Origin of the sequence: Luteimonas flava (assembly GCF_036584485.1) — a bacterium.
Taxonomy (GTDB): domain Bacteria; phylum Pseudomonadota; class Gammaproteobacteria; order Xanthomonadales; family Xanthomonadaceae; genus Luteimonas; species Luteimonas flava.
The window spans coordinates 822,293-837,370 of record NZ_JAZHBM010000001.1 but is presented as its reverse complement, the minus strand read 5'-3'; the positions used below and the strand labels follow the sequence as shown (position 1 = coordinate 837,370).

Here is a 15,078-nt window from a genome sequence, read left to right as displayed (position 1 = left end):
GCACCATCGAGACGCGCGCTCAATCGTCCTTCGCGAACCGGATCACCAGGCCCGCGCGATCGTCCGTCGCCCAGATCGCGCCATCGTGGGCGACCGCCAGGCCCACCGGCGAGCCCTGCGGGCGCACGCCGCGCTTCAGGCCCCAGTTCGGGGTCAGCACCACCGGCGTGGCCGCAGGGCCGGCGCCGTAGGCGCGCATGCCCTGCCCGTAGACCGGAAAGCGTGGATTCGCATCGGGCGTCGGCACGCCGCGCGCATCGACCGCGAAACTCGCGATGCGGCCGCCCACCGAGCGATGGCCGTGCCAGCTCATCAGCAGCCGTCCCTGCAGCGCGGGAAACATCGCGCCCTCGTACCACAGCACGTCCAGCGGCGCGGCATGCGGCGGCAGCAACAGCGCAGGCGCGGTGTGCGCGTCGGAACGGCACCAGTCGGCCCTGTCGCGCCATGCGGGCGTCACCTGCGCGATGTCGGCGCAGTAGGGCCAGCCGTAGTGGCGGCCGGCCTCGATGATGTTGAGCTCCTCGAACGGCGACCAGCGGCTGTCGAAGTCGTAGCTGTTCTCGCCCTGCAGCACGGTGCCCGAGGGATGCACCGCGAGCGCCAGCGCGTTACGCAGTCCACGGGCGAAGACGGTGTAGTCCGACGACCAGAGCCCGGCGCCTTCGTAGGGATACCGGCGCAGGCTCGCGGCATCCTCGGCGCCCTCGCTCTGTGCGCACAGGCCCGACGCCGTTCTCGCATCGGCGCCGGTGCACTGGTCGCTCGGCGCGCCCACATTGACCAGCAGGTCGCCATCGGGGAGGAACACGAATTCGGACAACGGGTGGCGGTGATCGTGCAGACGGTTGTCGGGCAGGCCGCCGATCACGTCTTCGACCGTGTCAGCCGGCGTCTGCGCATCGGGATCGAAGCGGAAGATGCGGCTCATCTCGCCGATATAAACGCGGCCATCCGGTCCGCGCGCGATCGCGTGCGGCAGATGCAGGCCGTCGAGCACAGGCTGCACCTCGACCGCGCGGTCAGTGCCGGTGCGCACTCGCCACACCATGCCGCGCGTGCCGTCCCAAGCGCCCAGATCGGTGACCAGCCAGGTGTCGGCGTCGAGCTGCAGCAGCGAGCGTGGCAGCCGCAGCGTGCGCGACGGCGCCACCGTCGTCGGCCCGACCACCAGTCCCGCGCACATGCCGCGCATCGTCTCGATGGCGAGGCGCGGATAGCCGCCGCAGGTGCCCGCTTCGACCGCGTGGCCCTCGCGCGCGGCGCAGGCCAGCACGGGCACCCCGCACAGCACCAGCAGCATGCAGACACGCAGGGTTCGCAGCACATCGATTCTCGGCATCGTGGATCCGCGCATTGTGGGCCAGACGCTCGACGCCGACGCCGGCAAGGACGTGCCCTCTCGCCGCGTGGTGGGTGCGTGGAGCGGCGCACGTCCGCGCCGCATCCCGTTCATGCCGCGACAGTGCGCGATCAGCGTTCCAGAACCTGGGCGAGCGCTTCGTCCTTCTCCTGCCAGATCGCGTTGATCCATTGCTGGAACCGGGCGCGTTTGGCGCGATCCTCACTGTCTCCGCTGCGGAGAATGTCGCGGGGCATCGGGCGTTGTTTCACGTCGATGTGCACGGCGGGCACGCGGCCTGCCAGCAGGTCGACCATGGTCGGACGGCCGCCGGGATAGGCGATCGTCACGTCGATGATGCCGTGCAGGGCATCGCCCATCGCGTCGAGCACGTAGGCCACGCCGCCCGCCTTGGGCTTGAGCAGATGCCGGTACGGTGAATCCTGGCGCGCGTGCTTTTCGGGCGTGAAGCGCGTGCCTTCGACGAAGTTCATCACCGAGACCGGAATGTCGCGGAACTTCTCGCAGGCCCGGCGCGTGGCCTGCATGTCGCGGCGTCCCAGCTCCGGATTACGCGCGATCTGCGCGCGCGTGTGGCGGCCCATGAACGGGAAATCGAGCGCCCACCACGCCAGGCCCAGCAGCGGCACCCAGAACAGTTGCCGCTTCAGGAAGAACCGCATCAGCGGAATGCGCCGGTTGAACACCTTCTGCAGCACCACGATGTCGACCCAGCTCTGGTGGTTGGCCAGCACCAGATAGTGTCCATCGGCTTGCAGCCCCTCCAGACCGGTGACCTCGAAACGCGTCCCGCTGTAGCGGTCGACCAGCCAGGTGTTCACCGCGATCCAGCGCTCGGTCAGCCCGGTGAGGACCGAATTGCAGGTCAGGCGCAGGCGCGCGGACGGCAGCACCGCCTTGACCAGGGCGGCCGCGAGCAGCAGCGGCACGTGTACGACGGTATTGGCCACGACGGCCAGAAAGATCAACGCAACGCGGAGCGAGGTCATCGGACGGGAGAATTCGAAGAAAGGACAAGGGAGAGCGAAAAGATGCACCGACGTCGCGCGATCGCGCCGCCCGCCGGGCGATCAGCCGTAGAAATCCACGCCGATGATCTTGCAGACCTCTTCCTCGTTGTACCCGTGGAAGCGGCGGCCGCGCGTGGTGTGCGTGCGCGCGAACAGCTTGCCGTTGGCGTCGGTCCGCTCGCGCTTCTCGTTGAGCAGCCATTTGGCGTAATCGTGCGTCAGGTTCCGCTCCCGGGTCGGGTCGCGCTTCATTCGGGCCATCGTCCACATCCTCAGGTCTGATCCGCGCGCGCCCTGTCGGGCGCGTGCGGCGCACAGGATACGCGGCTGGCGCGTGCGTGGCATGGCCGGGCTGCGTGCCCGGCGCGCCCGGCAGACCTGCGCCGGCGAGGTCCGCAGCGGCGGATCGCGAATCCCGGCATGCGGGTACGCACACGCCCGCGGCGCGCGGCGGCGCCCGAAGCGGTCTGGAGACGGTGCGCGTGCGGTCAGGGCATCAGATAGCCGGTGACATCCTCGGCCTGCCGCGCGCCGTCAATCGCGAGCAGATCCTTGAGGATCGCGGTGTGTCCGGCGCCGGCGATCACCAGTACGCGATGACCGGGCGCCGCGGCTTTCTGCACGTTGGCGTACATGCGGAAATTGCGATGCCACCAGCTCGCCGACGCATCGGCGCCGACGAAGCTGCCGCCGGCGTCGACGGCGTTGGTGAACAGGTAGAGATCCTTGTTCTCGCGATCGCGTTCGGCATCGTTGGTCAGACGCAGCAGCTCGTGCAGCGGCAGCGTGGTCTGCTCGCGGGTCGTGCGCGCCGACAGCGCTGCGAACACCGCATCCATGGCGACCTTCTGCGCCGGCGCATGCGCGCCGACGTACGCGAACAACGGCTCGCCATTCCAGTGCACATCGCCCTCGTCGAAACAGGTCACGCCCGGCAGGCCCGCCGCCTTCGCCACACGGAACCCGATCTGCTGCGTCTCATCGACGGTCAGCGCTGCCGTTCCGTCGCGCCACGCGGCATAGGCGGCGTCCTGCACCGGTTGCGCGGACGGCTCGCACTCCACCAGCACATCGGTGGGATGGAACGCCGCGATGCGCGTCGCCAGGCCTATCAGATATGCTTGGTTGTCGTCAGTCGTGACGTCGACGACCTCCGACTTGACCACGTCCAGGCCGGGATTCTCGAAATGGAACACACCCAGCATCATCACCTTGGCCGGTTCGGGCGACGGCGCCGCCGCATGGGCGTCCGCGCACATTGCGGCGGTGGTGAGCAGGAGTGCGGCGCACGGCAATCGAGAAGACATCGGGGCGGTTCCTCAGAGTCGAAGCCCTTACGCACAACCGTACGCAAATGACTGGGAATGAGCTCAAGCTACGGTTCGCACTCGGGACGCGCACGTGTCTAAAGTGACCCTGACGATCTACGGATCCTGGCGCCTTACCGGGTTGAAGTCCTGCATCGGCGCGCAAGAACCTGCACAGCATCATTCATCCGAATCGGCGCCAGTGAAAGTAACGAAGTACCGGGAGCGCCTCGCGTGCGCTCTCATTCGGTCCTCCTCTCAACGATCGCGGAGCCAGCCCGTGATCGAGTAACGCTCGGCCGGCGCGTATGGTGGTACATGCGTCACCATGTGCCAGCGAGGCACAGCAAACATGTTCAGCGTATTGAATTGCGGCAGCAACCCGAGCGTGGTGTTGCCTTGGTCGTCGAGAAATTGCAGCGTGCCACCGTATTCCGGACGCCAACTGCGGGTCAGTCCCAGGACATAGGCAATGCGCCAGCCTTCGCGGCTCTGCGCGTCGCTATGCCGATGCAGGAAGCAGCCGGGACCGTAGAGTGATGCCTGGGCATCGCACTTGATCAGTTCATGGATGCCAGACACCTGCCGGATCAGCGAAAGCCATTGCGGTCCGTTGATGAACTCCAGGAATGCGTGCAGCAGCGGCACTTCGTTCGGCCACTTCTGCAAGTAAGCGTCGAGAATCGGATAGTTGAAGTATCGGTATTGGAAGCCTGCCGCAGCCTCGCGGAAGATCTGTCGCTCGATGTCCTGCATTGCCTCGGGCGCCGTAGCCGCAAGCCGAGCGCTGTCCAGATACTGCGGTTTACCCGCAAGTTCGTAGGCGAGCCCCCACGGCACTTCGTCGATCAGGCACCGATGCAGTCGCTCAGCGGTGCCTGCCTCGAAGATCCCGGGAATCTGCACGATTCCGTGCTCCCGGAATCCACGAATGGACTCGGCGACATCGATCTCACGACTGATGGCGAAAGCAGAGGTGTCAGACTGCATGGGCGCGAGGAACAAAAATGGACCGAAGGTCGGGCCCGGCATTCTACGAAAGAAATCTCAAAGCAGGGCCCAAGCGGAATACCGCAAGGCCGGCACGATCCCACGAGCTCAGGCATTGCCGGAAATACCGATTCCATACGCCGCTTCTAAACATGCCGTTTCGCGGCTCGCGAGCATCCATCACTAGAAGTTGTTCGGCGTTCGCGCATCGCTCACGATCGCGGGCGTACACGGGCGATTCAACACCATCGACACTCGAGGACGCGGACATGAAACTCGTCACCAGCCTGAGCTTCCAAGGGCGATGCCGCGAAGCATTCGAGTTCTACGCCAAGGTGCTCGGCGGCAGGATCACGGCCGCATATCCCTACGGCGACGCGCCGCCCGGCATGCCGATCACCGACGCGAAATACAAGGACTGGCTGATGCACTGCTGGCTGGAAATCAACGATCAGGCATTGATGGGCGCCGACATGGATGTGGCCTGGGCAGCGAACATCGCCAAGCCCAAGAACGGCTTCGACGTCAGCCTGCACACCGACGACATCGCAGAAGCCAGACGCTGGTTCGAACAGCTCTGCGAAGGTGGCCGTGCCGTCATGCCGTTCGCGGCGACATTCTGGTCGCCCGGTTACGGCGCGCTGGTGGACCGGTTCGGCGTGCCGTGGATGGTGAATACCAATCCGTCGACACCAGCCTGATCGACAGCGCGGGTTGCCGCGCGAGGCCACGGTCCGGAACGCCCGTCAGACGATCTCCTGCCGTCGCAGCCGGCGAAGACCCAGCTGGAACACCACCGCGCCGATCACCGGCGACAACAGCAACGCCAGCCGCTGCGCCTCGACGGTCTGCGCGGTGATCGACACCGTCGGGTAACTCCAGGGCACCCAGACCCAGAGCCTGGTCGCGGCGAGTTCCATGCCGACGAACGTGGCGACCACCGCCATCGACAACGGCGGTACGAGACTGCGGAAGTGCCACGCCAGACCGTGCTGGATCGCCAGCATCGGCAGCGCCGCCGCGGCAGGCGCCCACAGCACGCGCCACGAGCGCAGGTCGAACGCGCCGGTCAGATCGTAGCCGGCCAGGCCGAACGCCCAGAGCGCCAGCACGATCGACACCAGCAGGATGACGTGGGCGCACAGCGTCAGTGCGATCGCCAGCAACGCCTTGGCGATATAGAGCGCGTCCACACCGATCGGCAGGCTGAGCATCAGCCGCCATGTCTGGTTGCGATGCTCGTGGCCGTGGATGAGGCTCGTGACGAGCGCGACGAACAGCGGCAGCATGAAGTAGGCCCAGGTCGACACGACATCCGACCAGAACCGCGCCATGTCCGCGCCGGTCATCTCCGGCGGGTCCCACGCCCGCAGCGTCATCAGGAACATGAAACCCACGATCGCCAGCGGACAGACCAGAGTCATCACGAGCACGAGCGAGCGCCGGATCTTCAGCAGCTCGACCAGAAGCAGCTGACCGATCATGGCGCGTCGCCCTCGGCGCCCGCGGTGTCCAGGAACCATTGCTCCAGGCTCGGTTTGCGGTGCACCGATTCGAACATCGTGAGGCCTGCGTCCAGCAGCGTGCGATGCACCTGCCCGGCAGCCTCGCGTGTCACGTCCGCAATCGCGACCCGCCCTGCCCCGTCCACCACGGCCGCGTGACCACCGGCCTGCAGCACGGCAGCTGCGCGCGCCGGCGCGTCGACATCCAGCGAAAGCACACTGGGCAAGGCCCGGGTCAGATCGCGGATCGACGCCTGCAGCCGCACCGAGCCGGATCGCAGCACCGCCATGTGGGTCGCGGTCTTCTCCACCTCGTCCAGCAGATGGCTGGAGAAGAAGATCGTGCAGCCGGCGCGCTCGGGCAGTGTCGACAGCAGACGGCGGATGTCCTGCATGCCGTCCGGATCGAGGCCGTTGGTCGGCTCGTCGAGTACCAGCAGGCGCGGCTTGCCGACCAGCGCGAACGCGAGCGCGAGCCGCTGCTTCATGCCGAGCGAGAAATGCGCGATGCGCTGACGCCGGTCGACTTGCAGCCCGACGACGTCCAGCACGCGGCCAATCTCGGTGGCGGGCAGACGCTTGAGCCGCGTCGCGATCGACAGGAATTCGTGGGCGGTGAGATTGGGGTACGCGCTGGGGGCTTCGATCAGGCAGCCCATGTCGGCGAGCGCCTGTTCCCGTTCGCGCCGGATGTCGCGGCCCAGCACCTGCACGTTGCCCGCATCGGCATGCGCGAGACCGGCGATCAGGCGGATCGTCGTAGACTTGCCATGGCCGTTGTTGCCGAGAAACGCGAACACACTGCGTTCGGGCACCTGCAGATCGAGTTGCCGCAGCACAGGGTGGTGCCCGAAGGACTTGTCGACGGCACGCAGTTCGATCGCAAGCGACATGGAGGCACATCCTTCCGTGGACACGACAGATCAGAGGCCCCACGCATGCGAAGCACCAGATCAGACCGTGCGTGCGGGATTTGGTTCATCGCGTGCGGCATCCCCCTCTGCAGGTCCGTCTGGACACACGCCGATGACGCATCCACTGGAGGCGTGCAATCCGCAGATCGATGGGCGAGTGCACAGTTGCAGAACCCACCTGCGCCAAGCGCCGGGGTTCGATCGATACAGGAGCCGCAGGTGGTCTGATGGATGCCCAGTCGACATCCGGCGCGTCAATCCGGCCGAGTCATTGCTGCCTCAACGCGTTCGCAACTGGCGCCAGCGCGCCGGGTTCCACTCAGCGATCGCCTTCGCCGCTCCAGTCATAAGAGATCGACGTCGAGCCGTCCGCATTCGTTCGGACCTGCACGTCTTCAATGCCGTCCTTGCTTTCCAGCTGTTCGACGATCGCGTCCGCCAGCGCGGACTGCTCGCCTGCGGCCATGTCCGCGGGCAGCGTCAGCTCGCCACGCTGGCCGAGGTTCTCGTGGTTGATCGCGGGATCGGTGCGGATCGCGAGATTCCAGAACTGGGTTTCACTGCCGGTACTGGTGAAATACACCTCGCCGGTCTCGGTGTTGTAGATCGTCTGCGACATGCCGATCTGGTTGTCGCCATTCGCGGCCGAGTAGTACCCGTCGATCTGTTCGAGCTGATCGCCCAGCGCGCCACGATCGCCGGCACCGTTGGTGTACAGCGCGATCTCGCCACCGAATGCCCCGCCTGCGCCGTAATCCCCCTTCCACAGCTCCAGCCGGTATTCGACATCGCCGACGGTGAACGTCATGACGCTCTCGTCGAGATCCATGCCGAGGCCCTTGCCGGCCTGGTCGTAGATGTCGTGGAAACCGCCGTAGCTCTGGATCGACGTTTCGTTGGTCGTGTAGATGTCGTTGCGCGCGTCGTACTCGAAGCCGAACGCCTGCCCCACCGGCCCCGCGATCCAGCGGTTGCCCATGGCGATGTCCATCGCATTGCCGATCGCGCTCTGCAGGCCCGGCACCTGCGCCGTGATGTCTGACACCTTCGGCCCGTCCGGACCCAGCAGCCAGTCGACGAAACCGGACGGATTCTGCTGCAGCTCATGCTGGATGCGCACGGCCTCATTGCGCCCGTGGAGTGCCAGATTCAAAGCCACCACGCCGGGACCGCCGGCCTGGTGGACGGCGGCGCCGACTTCGAACGCGGGCGCCAACACTGTCGCGCCGACTGTGGCCGGAAGCAGGTAGGCGTCAACGGCGTAACCCAGAGGATCCGACGCCAGCGACTGCACGCCACTGACCACCGCGTCCTCCACCATCTGTCCGACGGCCTCGCCCAGCGCATCGATCCTGGGCTGGACAGCGCTCTGGTAGGTCTGGGCAGTCGTCTGGACGAAATCACGGACGGCATCGACGATCGCATTCATGGGGACGGTCCAGCAGGCGGCGACACGTCGAGCGTAGCGTTACGCGCGACGGTGCATCACTCGGGCGGACCCTAGACCGCCCGAGTGGATGCATCTTCTGCCCCGTCGCTTCCGACCAGTCAGAAACCGCTGGTCGACACCGGCGCTTTCAGTTCCAGCGTGAAGTCGGTCGGTGGCGTCTCGCCCAGCAGATGCTCGACGAAGTAATCCCACATCCGTTGCGTGTAGTACGCGTCGGTCCGGAAAAAGCCGTGGTCGCGGTTCGGCAGATACAGCAGGTCGTACGGCTTGTTGGCCCTGGTCAACGCGTCGATCAGCTGCAGGGTGGTGGTCGGTGGCGCGTTCTCATCGAGCTCACCGTAGACCAGCAGCAGTTTGCCTTTGAGCTGCGACGCCAGCGGCAACGAATCGAGCGGCGCGTAGTTCAGCGGGATCGCCTGCGGATCGGGCGCGGCTACGCGCTCATTGCCGTAATCAGGTGCCGGGAACAGGCCTTCGACCGAGTAGAACCCCTGGAAATTGTGCGGGCCGGCAGAGGAGACCGCGACCTTGAAGAAGTCCGGATAGCTCAGGATGCCGCGCGCGGACGTGTAGCCGCCGAACGAATGGCCGTAGATGCCGACCCGGTCGAGATCGAAGTTGCCGTAGCGCGCGGCCAGCTGGCGAATGCCGGCGACGTGGTCTGCAAGCGCCGGTTCCGCGAATGCCTCGTAGCTGAAATTGTTGAAGGCCTTGGAGCGGCCGGGCGTGCCGCGTGCATCGATGGTGACCACGATGAAGCCGAGTTCCGCCAGGCTGGCCCGCGCACGCGGATTCAATGCGGCGACGGCTTCCTCGTAGGCCGGCGCAGCGTTGATCACCTGGGGCCCGGCATAGATCGCATCGATCACCGGATACTTGAGCCCTGGCTGCATGTCGCGCGGGAAGTAGACCGAGCCCCAGATCGGCGTGCGGCCGTCGGCGGACAGCAGCTTGACCCGCGTCGGCGCGCGCCAGCCGGCGTCGATCAGCGCCGACACGTCAGCGGTTTCCAGCGTGCGCACCACCTGGCCATCCACCGCCGAACGCAGCACCGTCACCGGAGGCTGCTCGAAGCTCGACCAGGTGTCGACCAGCCATTTGCCATCGGGCGACAGGCCCGCAGTCGAACCGGAGCCGGGAACGCCATTGCCGATCGGCGTACGCCCGACGGCGTGCACGCCCGCTTCCGGCGTGAGCAGTCGCGCCGCGCCGCCATCGAGCGATACCGCGTGCAGATGCACCTGGTACGGATCAGGATCCGCGTCGGTGCCGCCTGCAGTGAAGAACAAGTGTCGCTGCGCCACGTCGACGCCGATGAGGTCACGGACCGTGCGCTGGCCACTGGTCAGCTGGCGCGTCAGCGCGCCGGTCGCGAGGTCGTAGAGATAGAGCTGCCCCCATCCGTCGCGTTCGGAGAACCACACCGCTTCGTTGCTGTCTTCGAGAATCCGCACGTTCGGCGGGCTGTAGACGAAGGCATTGAAGCGACCGATCCCCTGCGTCTGCTCACGCACGACCAGGCGCACTGCACCTTTGGCCAGATCGATTTCCGCCAGTGCGATCTCACTTTGCGCGCGCGTCGCGGAGAGGCCCCAGGCGCGTACACCGTCCTGGGACCAGTGGAAAACGGTCTGCGCGAATTGCCAGCCATCCGGCAGCCGCACGGCTGTTGCAGCCCGGGTCGCGACGTCCAGTACCACGACCTCGGGCATGCCGCGTTCGGCATCACCGAGCAATGGAATCCGCGGTAACCAGAGCTTCGGACCGTGGCTGCCGTCCTGCGGCACGGATTCGACGAAGGGATATGGCCGCACATTGCGCTCGTCGACGCGCAGGCTGATCAGGCGCTTGCCGTCTGGCGACCAATTCAGCCCGGACGGCGGCAGCGGCTGGCGCGCACGCATGCGCGGAACCGCGAACAGCGACGTGCCTGGCGGCGTGCCGTACGCAAAATGTTCGACGCCATCGTGGGTCAGTTGCACCGGCTCGGCGGCGTCGCGCGACTGCAGCCACAGATTGTGCTCGCGCACGAAGACGCCGTGCTCGCCGTCCGGCGACCACAGGACACCAGGCGTCGCAGGCACTGCAGTACCGGTGCAGACGTAATCGGCCAGCATGCAACGCACGCTGCGACCCGCGAGCGTGAGCGTGACATCCGTCGCGGTGATGCCGGTCACCGGCAGATCATCGGGCAGCGCGGTGCCACTCACCGCGCGCATGGTCGCCTCACGCAGGCGTCCTGCATCGAAGGCGGGCACGCGTTCGCCGGTCGATGCGGTGACGATCACCCATTCCACACCATCAGCGCCGTCGCGCCGGTACCAGAAGCGGTCGCCACCCTCGATCCAGTGCGGCACGACGCGCGCATTGCGCATCTCGCCGGCGAGGTTGCCGTCGAGCACACGCGCAGCTCGAGCATAGGCGTCCGACATCTCTGTTTGCGACTGCGACGGCGCCGCTGCGCCCACCACGGGCATTAGAACGAACGCGATACAGGAGACCATCGAACGGAACATTGCTGACGCCATTGCGCGGAATTCCCGGTAATCAACGGTGTCCGGCACCGTAACCGAAAGCGGGCATGCTGCGATGTGCCGAACGTCCGACATGCGTGGCATCTGCATGCCTTGCAGCAGCAGGGCACGCCGCGGCGACGTGCGGTGTGATCCCTCTGCCCGCGCGCACTTCTATCAGGACGCACGGCTTGGCTATGCTCCGTGCAATGACGCCCGCACGATGACGCCATGTCCCGTCCGTATCCGCTGCATGCCCTTGCCGCCCTGACGTGCCTGCTGGCGTGCGCCGTCGCGATGCCCGTGCAGGCCGCGCCCGATCGCGACGGCGCGGTCCGCGTCTTCGAGACGGCGGACACGCTGTGCGGGCGCGACGGCGGCGCGCTGTGGGGCGAATCGCTGTGCGGACCGATCCTCGTCGTCGATCCAGCGGATCGTGCGGTCATCGCGAACCGTCAGGATCCCGGCGGTGTGCTCGTCGAGCAGGAGGGCGTCTTCGTCGGCACGTTGCCGGAGACGGCGATTCTCGCGAATACGCGCGTGGAGTGGTCGGGCTCGGACTGGACGCAACTGCTGTGGCCGGTGCCGCAGGAATCGAGCCTGCTGCGCGTGCTGCTGATGCACGAGATGTTCCACCGCATCCAGCCGACGCTCGGCCTCACGCGCAAGGAAGCCGGTAACCGCCATCTCGACACGCGGGACGGCCGCTATCTGCTGCAACTCGAATGGCGCGCGCTCGCCCGCGCGGTACTGGCGGTCGACGCCGATGTCCGCCGTGCGCACGTCGGCGATGCGCTCGCGTTCCGCGCCGAACGCCGTCGCCTGTTCGCCGATGCGGCCGCAGAGGAAGCGGCGCTCGAAATCAACGAAGGCATCGCCGAGTACACCGGCGTGCGCCTGGGCCTGGCGCGCGACGAGGAGCGCCGCGCTTTCGCCGTGTTCGACCTCGCCCGGTTCATCGGCGCACCCAGCTTCGTGCGTTCGTTCGCGTATGCCAGCGGTCCGCCCTACGGACTGCTGCTCGACGACGCCGATCCCACGTGGCGCAGCCGGCTCGGCGCGGATGCCGACCTCGGCATCCTGCTCGCGCAGGCGCTCCGCATCGACGTCGCGGCGCTCGCCGATCTCGATGCCCGCCAGCGCCGTTACGACGCCGATGGCAGCCTGCGCAGCGCTGAGGACGCGCGTGACCGGGAACGTCTGGCCCGGGTGTCGCACTGGCGCGCGACGCTCGTGGACGGCCCGGTGCTCGTGTTGCCGCTGCAGCACATGAATGTCCAGTTCAATCCGCAGACGCTTGCCGCGCTCGACGACATCGGCACCGTCTACCCGACTCTGCGGCTGACCGACACCTGGGGCGCGCTCGACGTCGTCGAGGGAGGTGCGGCGCTGATCCACGCCGATTACACGCGTGCGACCGTGGCGCTGCCGCGCAACGGGGATGGCAGACGCGGCGAAGGCTGGACGCTGACCCTGGCGCCGGGCTGGACTGTGACACCGGGTCCGCGCGCAGGCGATATGACGCTCGTGCGCGAGGTGTCTGCGTCGCCACCCTGACCGGGTGCAGGTACAGGCGCGACCGGACGTCGCAGGTGCCCCCCGCGAACTTGACGCATCGCCGATGCGACATTCCAATGGGTCCGCTCTGTTGTCCGTTCCGACCCGCCGGTTTTCGCACCGCGCCTTCCGGAGACGCCATGCGCGAGACCCGACCATTTCCGCATTCCGGCCTGCGTGGCCGACTGCACGCCTGCATCGTCCACCCGCGCGTGCAGGCGGGCATTCTGGCGCTGATCATCGTCAATGCCGTGCTGCTGGGCCTGGAAACCTCGCCGGGGATCATGGCCGCGGGCGGCGATGTGATTCGCGCGATCGACAGCGCGATCCTGACGGTCTTCGTCATCGAGATCGCGATCCGCCTGTATGTGCACCGCACGCAGTTCTTCCGCGATCCCTGGAGTCTGTTCGACTTCGCCGTCGTCGCGATCGCACTCGTGCCGGCCACCGGCCCGTTCTCAGTGCTGCGTGCGTTGCGTGTCTTGCGCGTGCTGCGCGTGCTGACCATCGTGCCGTCGATGCGCCGCGTGGTCGGCGCCCTGCTCGGCGCCGTACCCGGCCTGCTGTCGATCGGCGCGGTGCTGCTGATCATCTATTACGTGTGCGCGGTGATCGCGACCAACCTGTTCGGTGGCGCCTACCCGGACCGCTTCGGCACGCTCGGCCGCTCGCTGTATTCGCTGTTCGAGATCATGACGCTCGACAGCTGGTCCACCGGCACGACGCGCCCGATGATGGCCGAGTTCCCTTACGCCTGGGCGTTCTTCATTCCCTTCATCCTCGTCGCCAGCTTCACCATGCTCAACCTCTTTATCGGCGTCATCGTCGATGCGATGCAGACGGTGTCCAAGGCCGAGCACGACGACACGCTGGATGCGATCGACCGCACCCAGGACCACATCGAGGCCGAGCTGCAGACGGAAGTGCGTGCACTGCGTGGCGAGATCCGCGATCTGCGTGAACTGCTGCAGACGCGCGGATCGAACTAGTGCGTAGAAGTTCTGTCGATCGCGCAACGTGCGTAGACGTCGCCGCATCGCCATCGTCGCCTTGGGCTACCCTGCCACGCCTGTCCGCAACGCCGAATCCCATGACCCGTCGATCGCTCCGCCACATCGCCTGCCTGTCCGTCCTGCTGCTCGCCGCTTGCGGCAGCCCGCCGCCCTACAGCGGTGGCGACGTGCCCGAACTGCAGCGCATCGACGTGACGGCGGGCGACGGCGCGCCTGCGGCAACCGGCGACACGGTCACCGTGCACTACACCGGCTGGCTCTACGACGAGAGCGCCACCGACAAGCGGGGCGCGCAGTTCGACAGTTCGCACGATCGCGGCCAGCCCTTCGTGTTCGAACTCGGCGCCGGTCGCGTCATTCGCGGCTGGGACGAAGGCGTCGCCGGCATGCGGCCGGGCGGTACGCGCGAGCTGCACATTCCGGCCTGGCTCGGCTACGGCGACAGCGGCGCAGGCGGCGTGATTCCGCCGGGCGCGTCGCTGGTGTTCGAGGTGGAACTGCTGGACGTGCGCAAGTAAGCGACGTGCGTACACGCACGCGCTGGGACCTCGCGGTCTTCAGCGCTTGCGGAACACCACCACGTGCTGCCACGGCAATGTGTCGGCGGTGCGCTCCCAGACCAGCGGATGCAGCGCCGCTTCCTTGCGGATCTGCGCTTCGCTCATCTTGTGCAGCGGCTTGATCGGCACGTCGTCGTCTTCGGCGCGGTACTCGACGAACACCAGTCGCCCGCCGGGCCGCAGCGCACGCACCAGCGACTGGAGCACCTCGTGCGGGTATTCCAGCTCGTGATAGACGTCGACCATCAGCGCAAGATCGATCGACTCCGGCGCGAGTCCGGGATCGGTGGCGCTGGCCTGCACCGGCACGAGGGTGTCGAGTCCCGGCTGTGCGGCCAGCTGCGTGAGCATCGCCACCATCTGCGGCTGCACGTCCACCGCGTAGATCGTGCCGCCGGGCGCCACCAACGGCGCCATGCGACGCGCGTAGTAGCCGGTGCCCGCGCCGACATCCGCGATCGCCATGCCCGGCTCCAGCGCCAGTTCCTGCAACAGCAGGCTGCCGCGCTCCTCGCGCTCGCGTTCCTCGCGCTCCAGCCACGCGGCACCCTGCCAGCCCATGACGGCCGAGATCTCGCGGCCCTGGTAGGTCTTGCCGATGCCGTCCGCGCTGCGTCGCACGGAACCGTACGTCGGCGCGTTCTCGGCAACGGCTGCGGTGGTCGGTGTTGCGGTCGATTGCGCAGGCGGCGGCGCAGAGCACGCCGGCCCCGTGCACACCATCAGCGTGAGTAGCGCGAATGTCGTGATCTGGCGCATGGCAGGCTCCGGTCAGCTGCGGCGATGCCGAGGATTCGAGCCTGCACCCGAGGCTGCCACCGCGCGGTGATGCCGTTTGCGTCGCTCACATGCCGCTCGCCGCGCGGATCCACGCCGGCGCAGCACCGGCCGGACCG

Annotated in this window: 14 protein-coding genes; 4 read left to right on the top strand and 10 right to left on the bottom strand. The window is 67.1% G+C overall.

Going from position 1 to position 15,078, the window contains the following annotated elements; translation table 11 throughout:
• Nucleotides 1-19: 19 nt before the first annotated feature.
• The 5 genes from V3391_RS03985 to V3391_RS03965 all read right to left on the bottom strand — a co-directional run bounded on the left by V3391_RS03985 (nucleotide 20) and on the right by V3391_RS03965 (nucleotide 4,670).
• On the bottom strand, nucleotides 20-1,342 hold the full coding sequence (locus tag V3391_RS03985; RefSeq protein WP_332077104.1) for a PQQ-dependent sugar dehydrogenase: 1,323 nt from the start codon (nucleotides 1,340-1,342) through the stop codon (nucleotides 20-22).
• Nucleotides 1,343-1,473: 131 nt separating this feature from the next.
• Complete coding sequence (locus V3391_RS03980) at nucleotides 1,474-2,352, bottom strand: acyltransferase (protein WP_332077103.1); 879 nt, start codon at nucleotides 2,350-2,352, stop codon at nucleotides 1,474-1,476.
• 81 nt (nucleotides 2,353-2,433) lie between these two features.
• Nucleotides 2,434-2,634 (bottom strand): hypothetical protein, encoded by a 201-nt coding sequence (locus tag V3391_RS03975; protein WP_332077102.1) that lies wholly within the window; start codon nucleotides 2,632-2,634, stop codon nucleotides 2,434-2,436.
• Between the two features lie 227 nt (nucleotides 2,635-2,861).
• Nucleotides 2,862-3,680: a DUF5694 domain-containing protein gene (locus tag V3391_RS03970; protein WP_332077101.1), complete on the bottom strand. Its 819-nt coding sequence runs from the start codon at nucleotides 3,678-3,680 to the stop codon at nucleotides 2,862-2,864.
• Between the two features lie 258 nt (nucleotides 3,681-3,938).
• On the bottom strand, nucleotides 3,939-4,670 hold the full coding sequence (locus V3391_RS03965; protein ID WP_332077100.1) for a 2OG-Fe(II) oxygenase: 732 nt from the start codon (nucleotides 4,668-4,670) through the stop codon (nucleotides 3,939-3,941).
• Nucleotides 4,671-4,939: 269 nt separating this feature from the next.
• Between V3391_RS03965 and V3391_RS03960 the strand changes: the two genes are divergently transcribed.
• Nucleotides 4,940-5,371: a VOC family protein gene (locus V3391_RS03960; protein WP_332077099.1), complete on the top strand. Its 432-nt coding sequence runs from the start codon at nucleotides 4,940-4,942 to the stop codon at nucleotides 5,369-5,371.
• Nucleotides 5,372-5,416: 45 nt separating this feature from the next.
• Here the strand turns inward: V3391_RS03960 and V3391_RS03955 are convergent, their stop codons facing one another.
• The 4 genes from V3391_RS03955 to V3391_RS03940 all read right to left on the bottom strand — a co-directional run bounded on the left by V3391_RS03955 (nucleotide 5,417) and on the right by V3391_RS03940 (nucleotide 10,971).
• Complete coding sequence (locus V3391_RS03955; RefSeq protein ID WP_332077098.1) at nucleotides 5,417-6,154, bottom strand: ABC transporter permease; 738 nt, start codon at nucleotides 6,152-6,154, stop codon at nucleotides 5,417-5,419.
• Nucleotides 6,151-7,068 carry an ATP-binding cassette domain-containing protein gene (locus tag V3391_RS03950; protein ID WP_332077097.1) on the bottom strand — a complete coding sequence of 306 codons (918 nt, stop codon included), beginning with the start codon at nucleotides 7,066-7,068 and terminating at the stop codon, nucleotides 6,151-6,153. Before V3391_RS03950 ends, V3391_RS03955 begins: the two co-directional genes overlap by 4 nt.
• A gap of 340 nt (nucleotides 7,069-7,408) precedes the next feature.
• Entirely contained in the window at nucleotides 7,409-8,518 is a 1,110-nt protein-coding gene (locus V3391_RS03945) for a DUF4474 domain-containing protein (protein ID WP_332077096.1), read from the bottom strand.
• 119 nt (nucleotides 8,519-8,637) lie between these two features.
• Entirely contained in the window at nucleotides 8,638-10,971 is a 2,334-nt protein-coding gene (locus tag V3391_RS03940; RefSeq protein ID WP_332077095.1) for a S9 family peptidase, read from the bottom strand.
• Between the two features lie 312 nt (nucleotides 10,972-11,283).
• Between V3391_RS03940 and V3391_RS03935 the strand changes: the two genes are divergently transcribed.
• From V3391_RS03935 to V3391_RS03925, 3 genes are all read left to right on the top strand, one after another.
• Entirely contained in the window at nucleotides 11,284-12,609 is a 1,326-nt protein-coding gene (locus V3391_RS03935) for a hypothetical protein (protein ID WP_332077094.1), read from the top strand.
• A gap of 140 nt (nucleotides 12,610-12,749) precedes the next feature.
• Nucleotides 12,750-13,598, top strand: a complete 849-nt coding sequence (locus V3391_RS03930; RefSeq protein WP_332077093.1) for an ion transporter — start codon at nucleotides 12,750-12,752, stop codon at nucleotides 13,596-13,598.
• Between the two features lie 101 nt (nucleotides 13,599-13,699).
• Nucleotides 13,700-14,140 (top strand): FKBP-type peptidyl-prolyl cis-trans isomerase, encoded by a 441-nt coding sequence (locus V3391_RS03925; RefSeq protein ID WP_332077092.1) that lies wholly within the window; start codon nucleotides 13,700-13,702, stop codon nucleotides 14,138-14,140.
• Nucleotides 14,141-14,179: 39 nt separating this feature from the next.
• Here V3391_RS03925 and V3391_RS03920 read toward each other — a convergent pair whose 3' ends face one another.
• Nucleotides 14,180-14,941 (bottom strand): class I SAM-dependent methyltransferase, encoded by a 762-nt coding sequence (locus tag V3391_RS03920; RefSeq protein ID WP_332077091.1) that lies wholly within the window; start codon nucleotides 14,939-14,941, stop codon nucleotides 14,180-14,182.
• Between the last annotated feature and the right edge of the window lie 137 nt (nucleotides 14,942-15,078).

Excerpts from the sequence above, each read along its gene's own strand:
- V3391_RS03940 (WP_332077095.1), bottom strand. The coding sequence starts at position 10,971 with ATGTCGGACGCCTATGCTCGAGCTGCGCGTGTGCTCGACGGCAACCTC.
- V3391_RS03950 (WP_332077097.1), bottom strand. The coding sequence starts at position 7,068 with ATGTCGCTTGCGATCGAACTGCGTGCCGTCGACAAGTCCTTCGGGCAC.
- V3391_RS03980 (WP_332077103.1), bottom strand. The coding sequence starts at position 2,352 with ATGACCTCGCTCCGCGTTGCGTTGATCTTTCTGGCCGTCGTGGCCAAT.
- V3391_RS03955 (WP_332077098.1), bottom strand. The coding sequence starts at position 6,154 with ATGATCGGTCAGCTGCTTCTGGTCGAGCTGCTGAAGATCCGGCGCTCG.
- V3391_RS03945 (WP_332077096.1), bottom strand. The coding sequence starts at position 8,518 with ATGAATGCGATCGTCGATGCCGTCCGTGATTTCGTCCAGACGACTGCC.
- V3391_RS03960 (WP_332077099.1), top strand. The coding sequence starts at position 4,940 with ATGAAACTCGTCACCAGCCTGAGCTTCCAAGGGCGATGCCGCGAAGCA.
- V3391_RS03970 (WP_332077101.1), bottom strand. The coding sequence starts at position 3,680 with ATGTCTTCTCGATTGCCGTGCGCCGCACTCCTGCTCACCACCGCCGCA.
- V3391_RS03965 (WP_332077100.1), bottom strand. The coding sequence starts at position 4,670 with ATGCAGTCTGACACCTCTGCTTTCGCCATCAGTCGTGAGATCGATGTC.
- V3391_RS03920 (WP_332077091.1), bottom strand. The coding sequence starts at position 14,941 with ATGCGCCAGATCACGACATTCGCGCTACTCACGCTGATGGTGTGCACG.
- V3391_RS03935 (WP_332077094.1), top strand. The coding sequence starts at position 11,284 with ATGTCCCGTCCGTATCCGCTGCATGCCCTTGCCGCCCTGACGTGCCTG.
- V3391_RS03975 (WP_332077102.1), bottom strand. The coding sequence starts at position 2,634 with ATGGCCCGAATGAAGCGCGACCCGACCCGGGAGCGGAACCTGACGCAC.
- V3391_RS03925 (WP_332077092.1), top strand. The coding sequence starts at position 13,700 with ATGACCCGTCGATCGCTCCGCCACATCGCCTGCCTGTCCGTCCTGCTG.
- V3391_RS03930 (WP_332077093.1), top strand. The coding sequence starts at position 12,750 with ATGCGCGAGACCCGACCATTTCCGCATTCCGGCCTGCGTGGCCGACTG.
- V3391_RS03985 (WP_332077104.1), bottom strand. The coding sequence starts at position 1,342 with ATGCCGAGAATCGATGTGCTGCGAACCCTGCGTGTCTGCATGCTGCTG.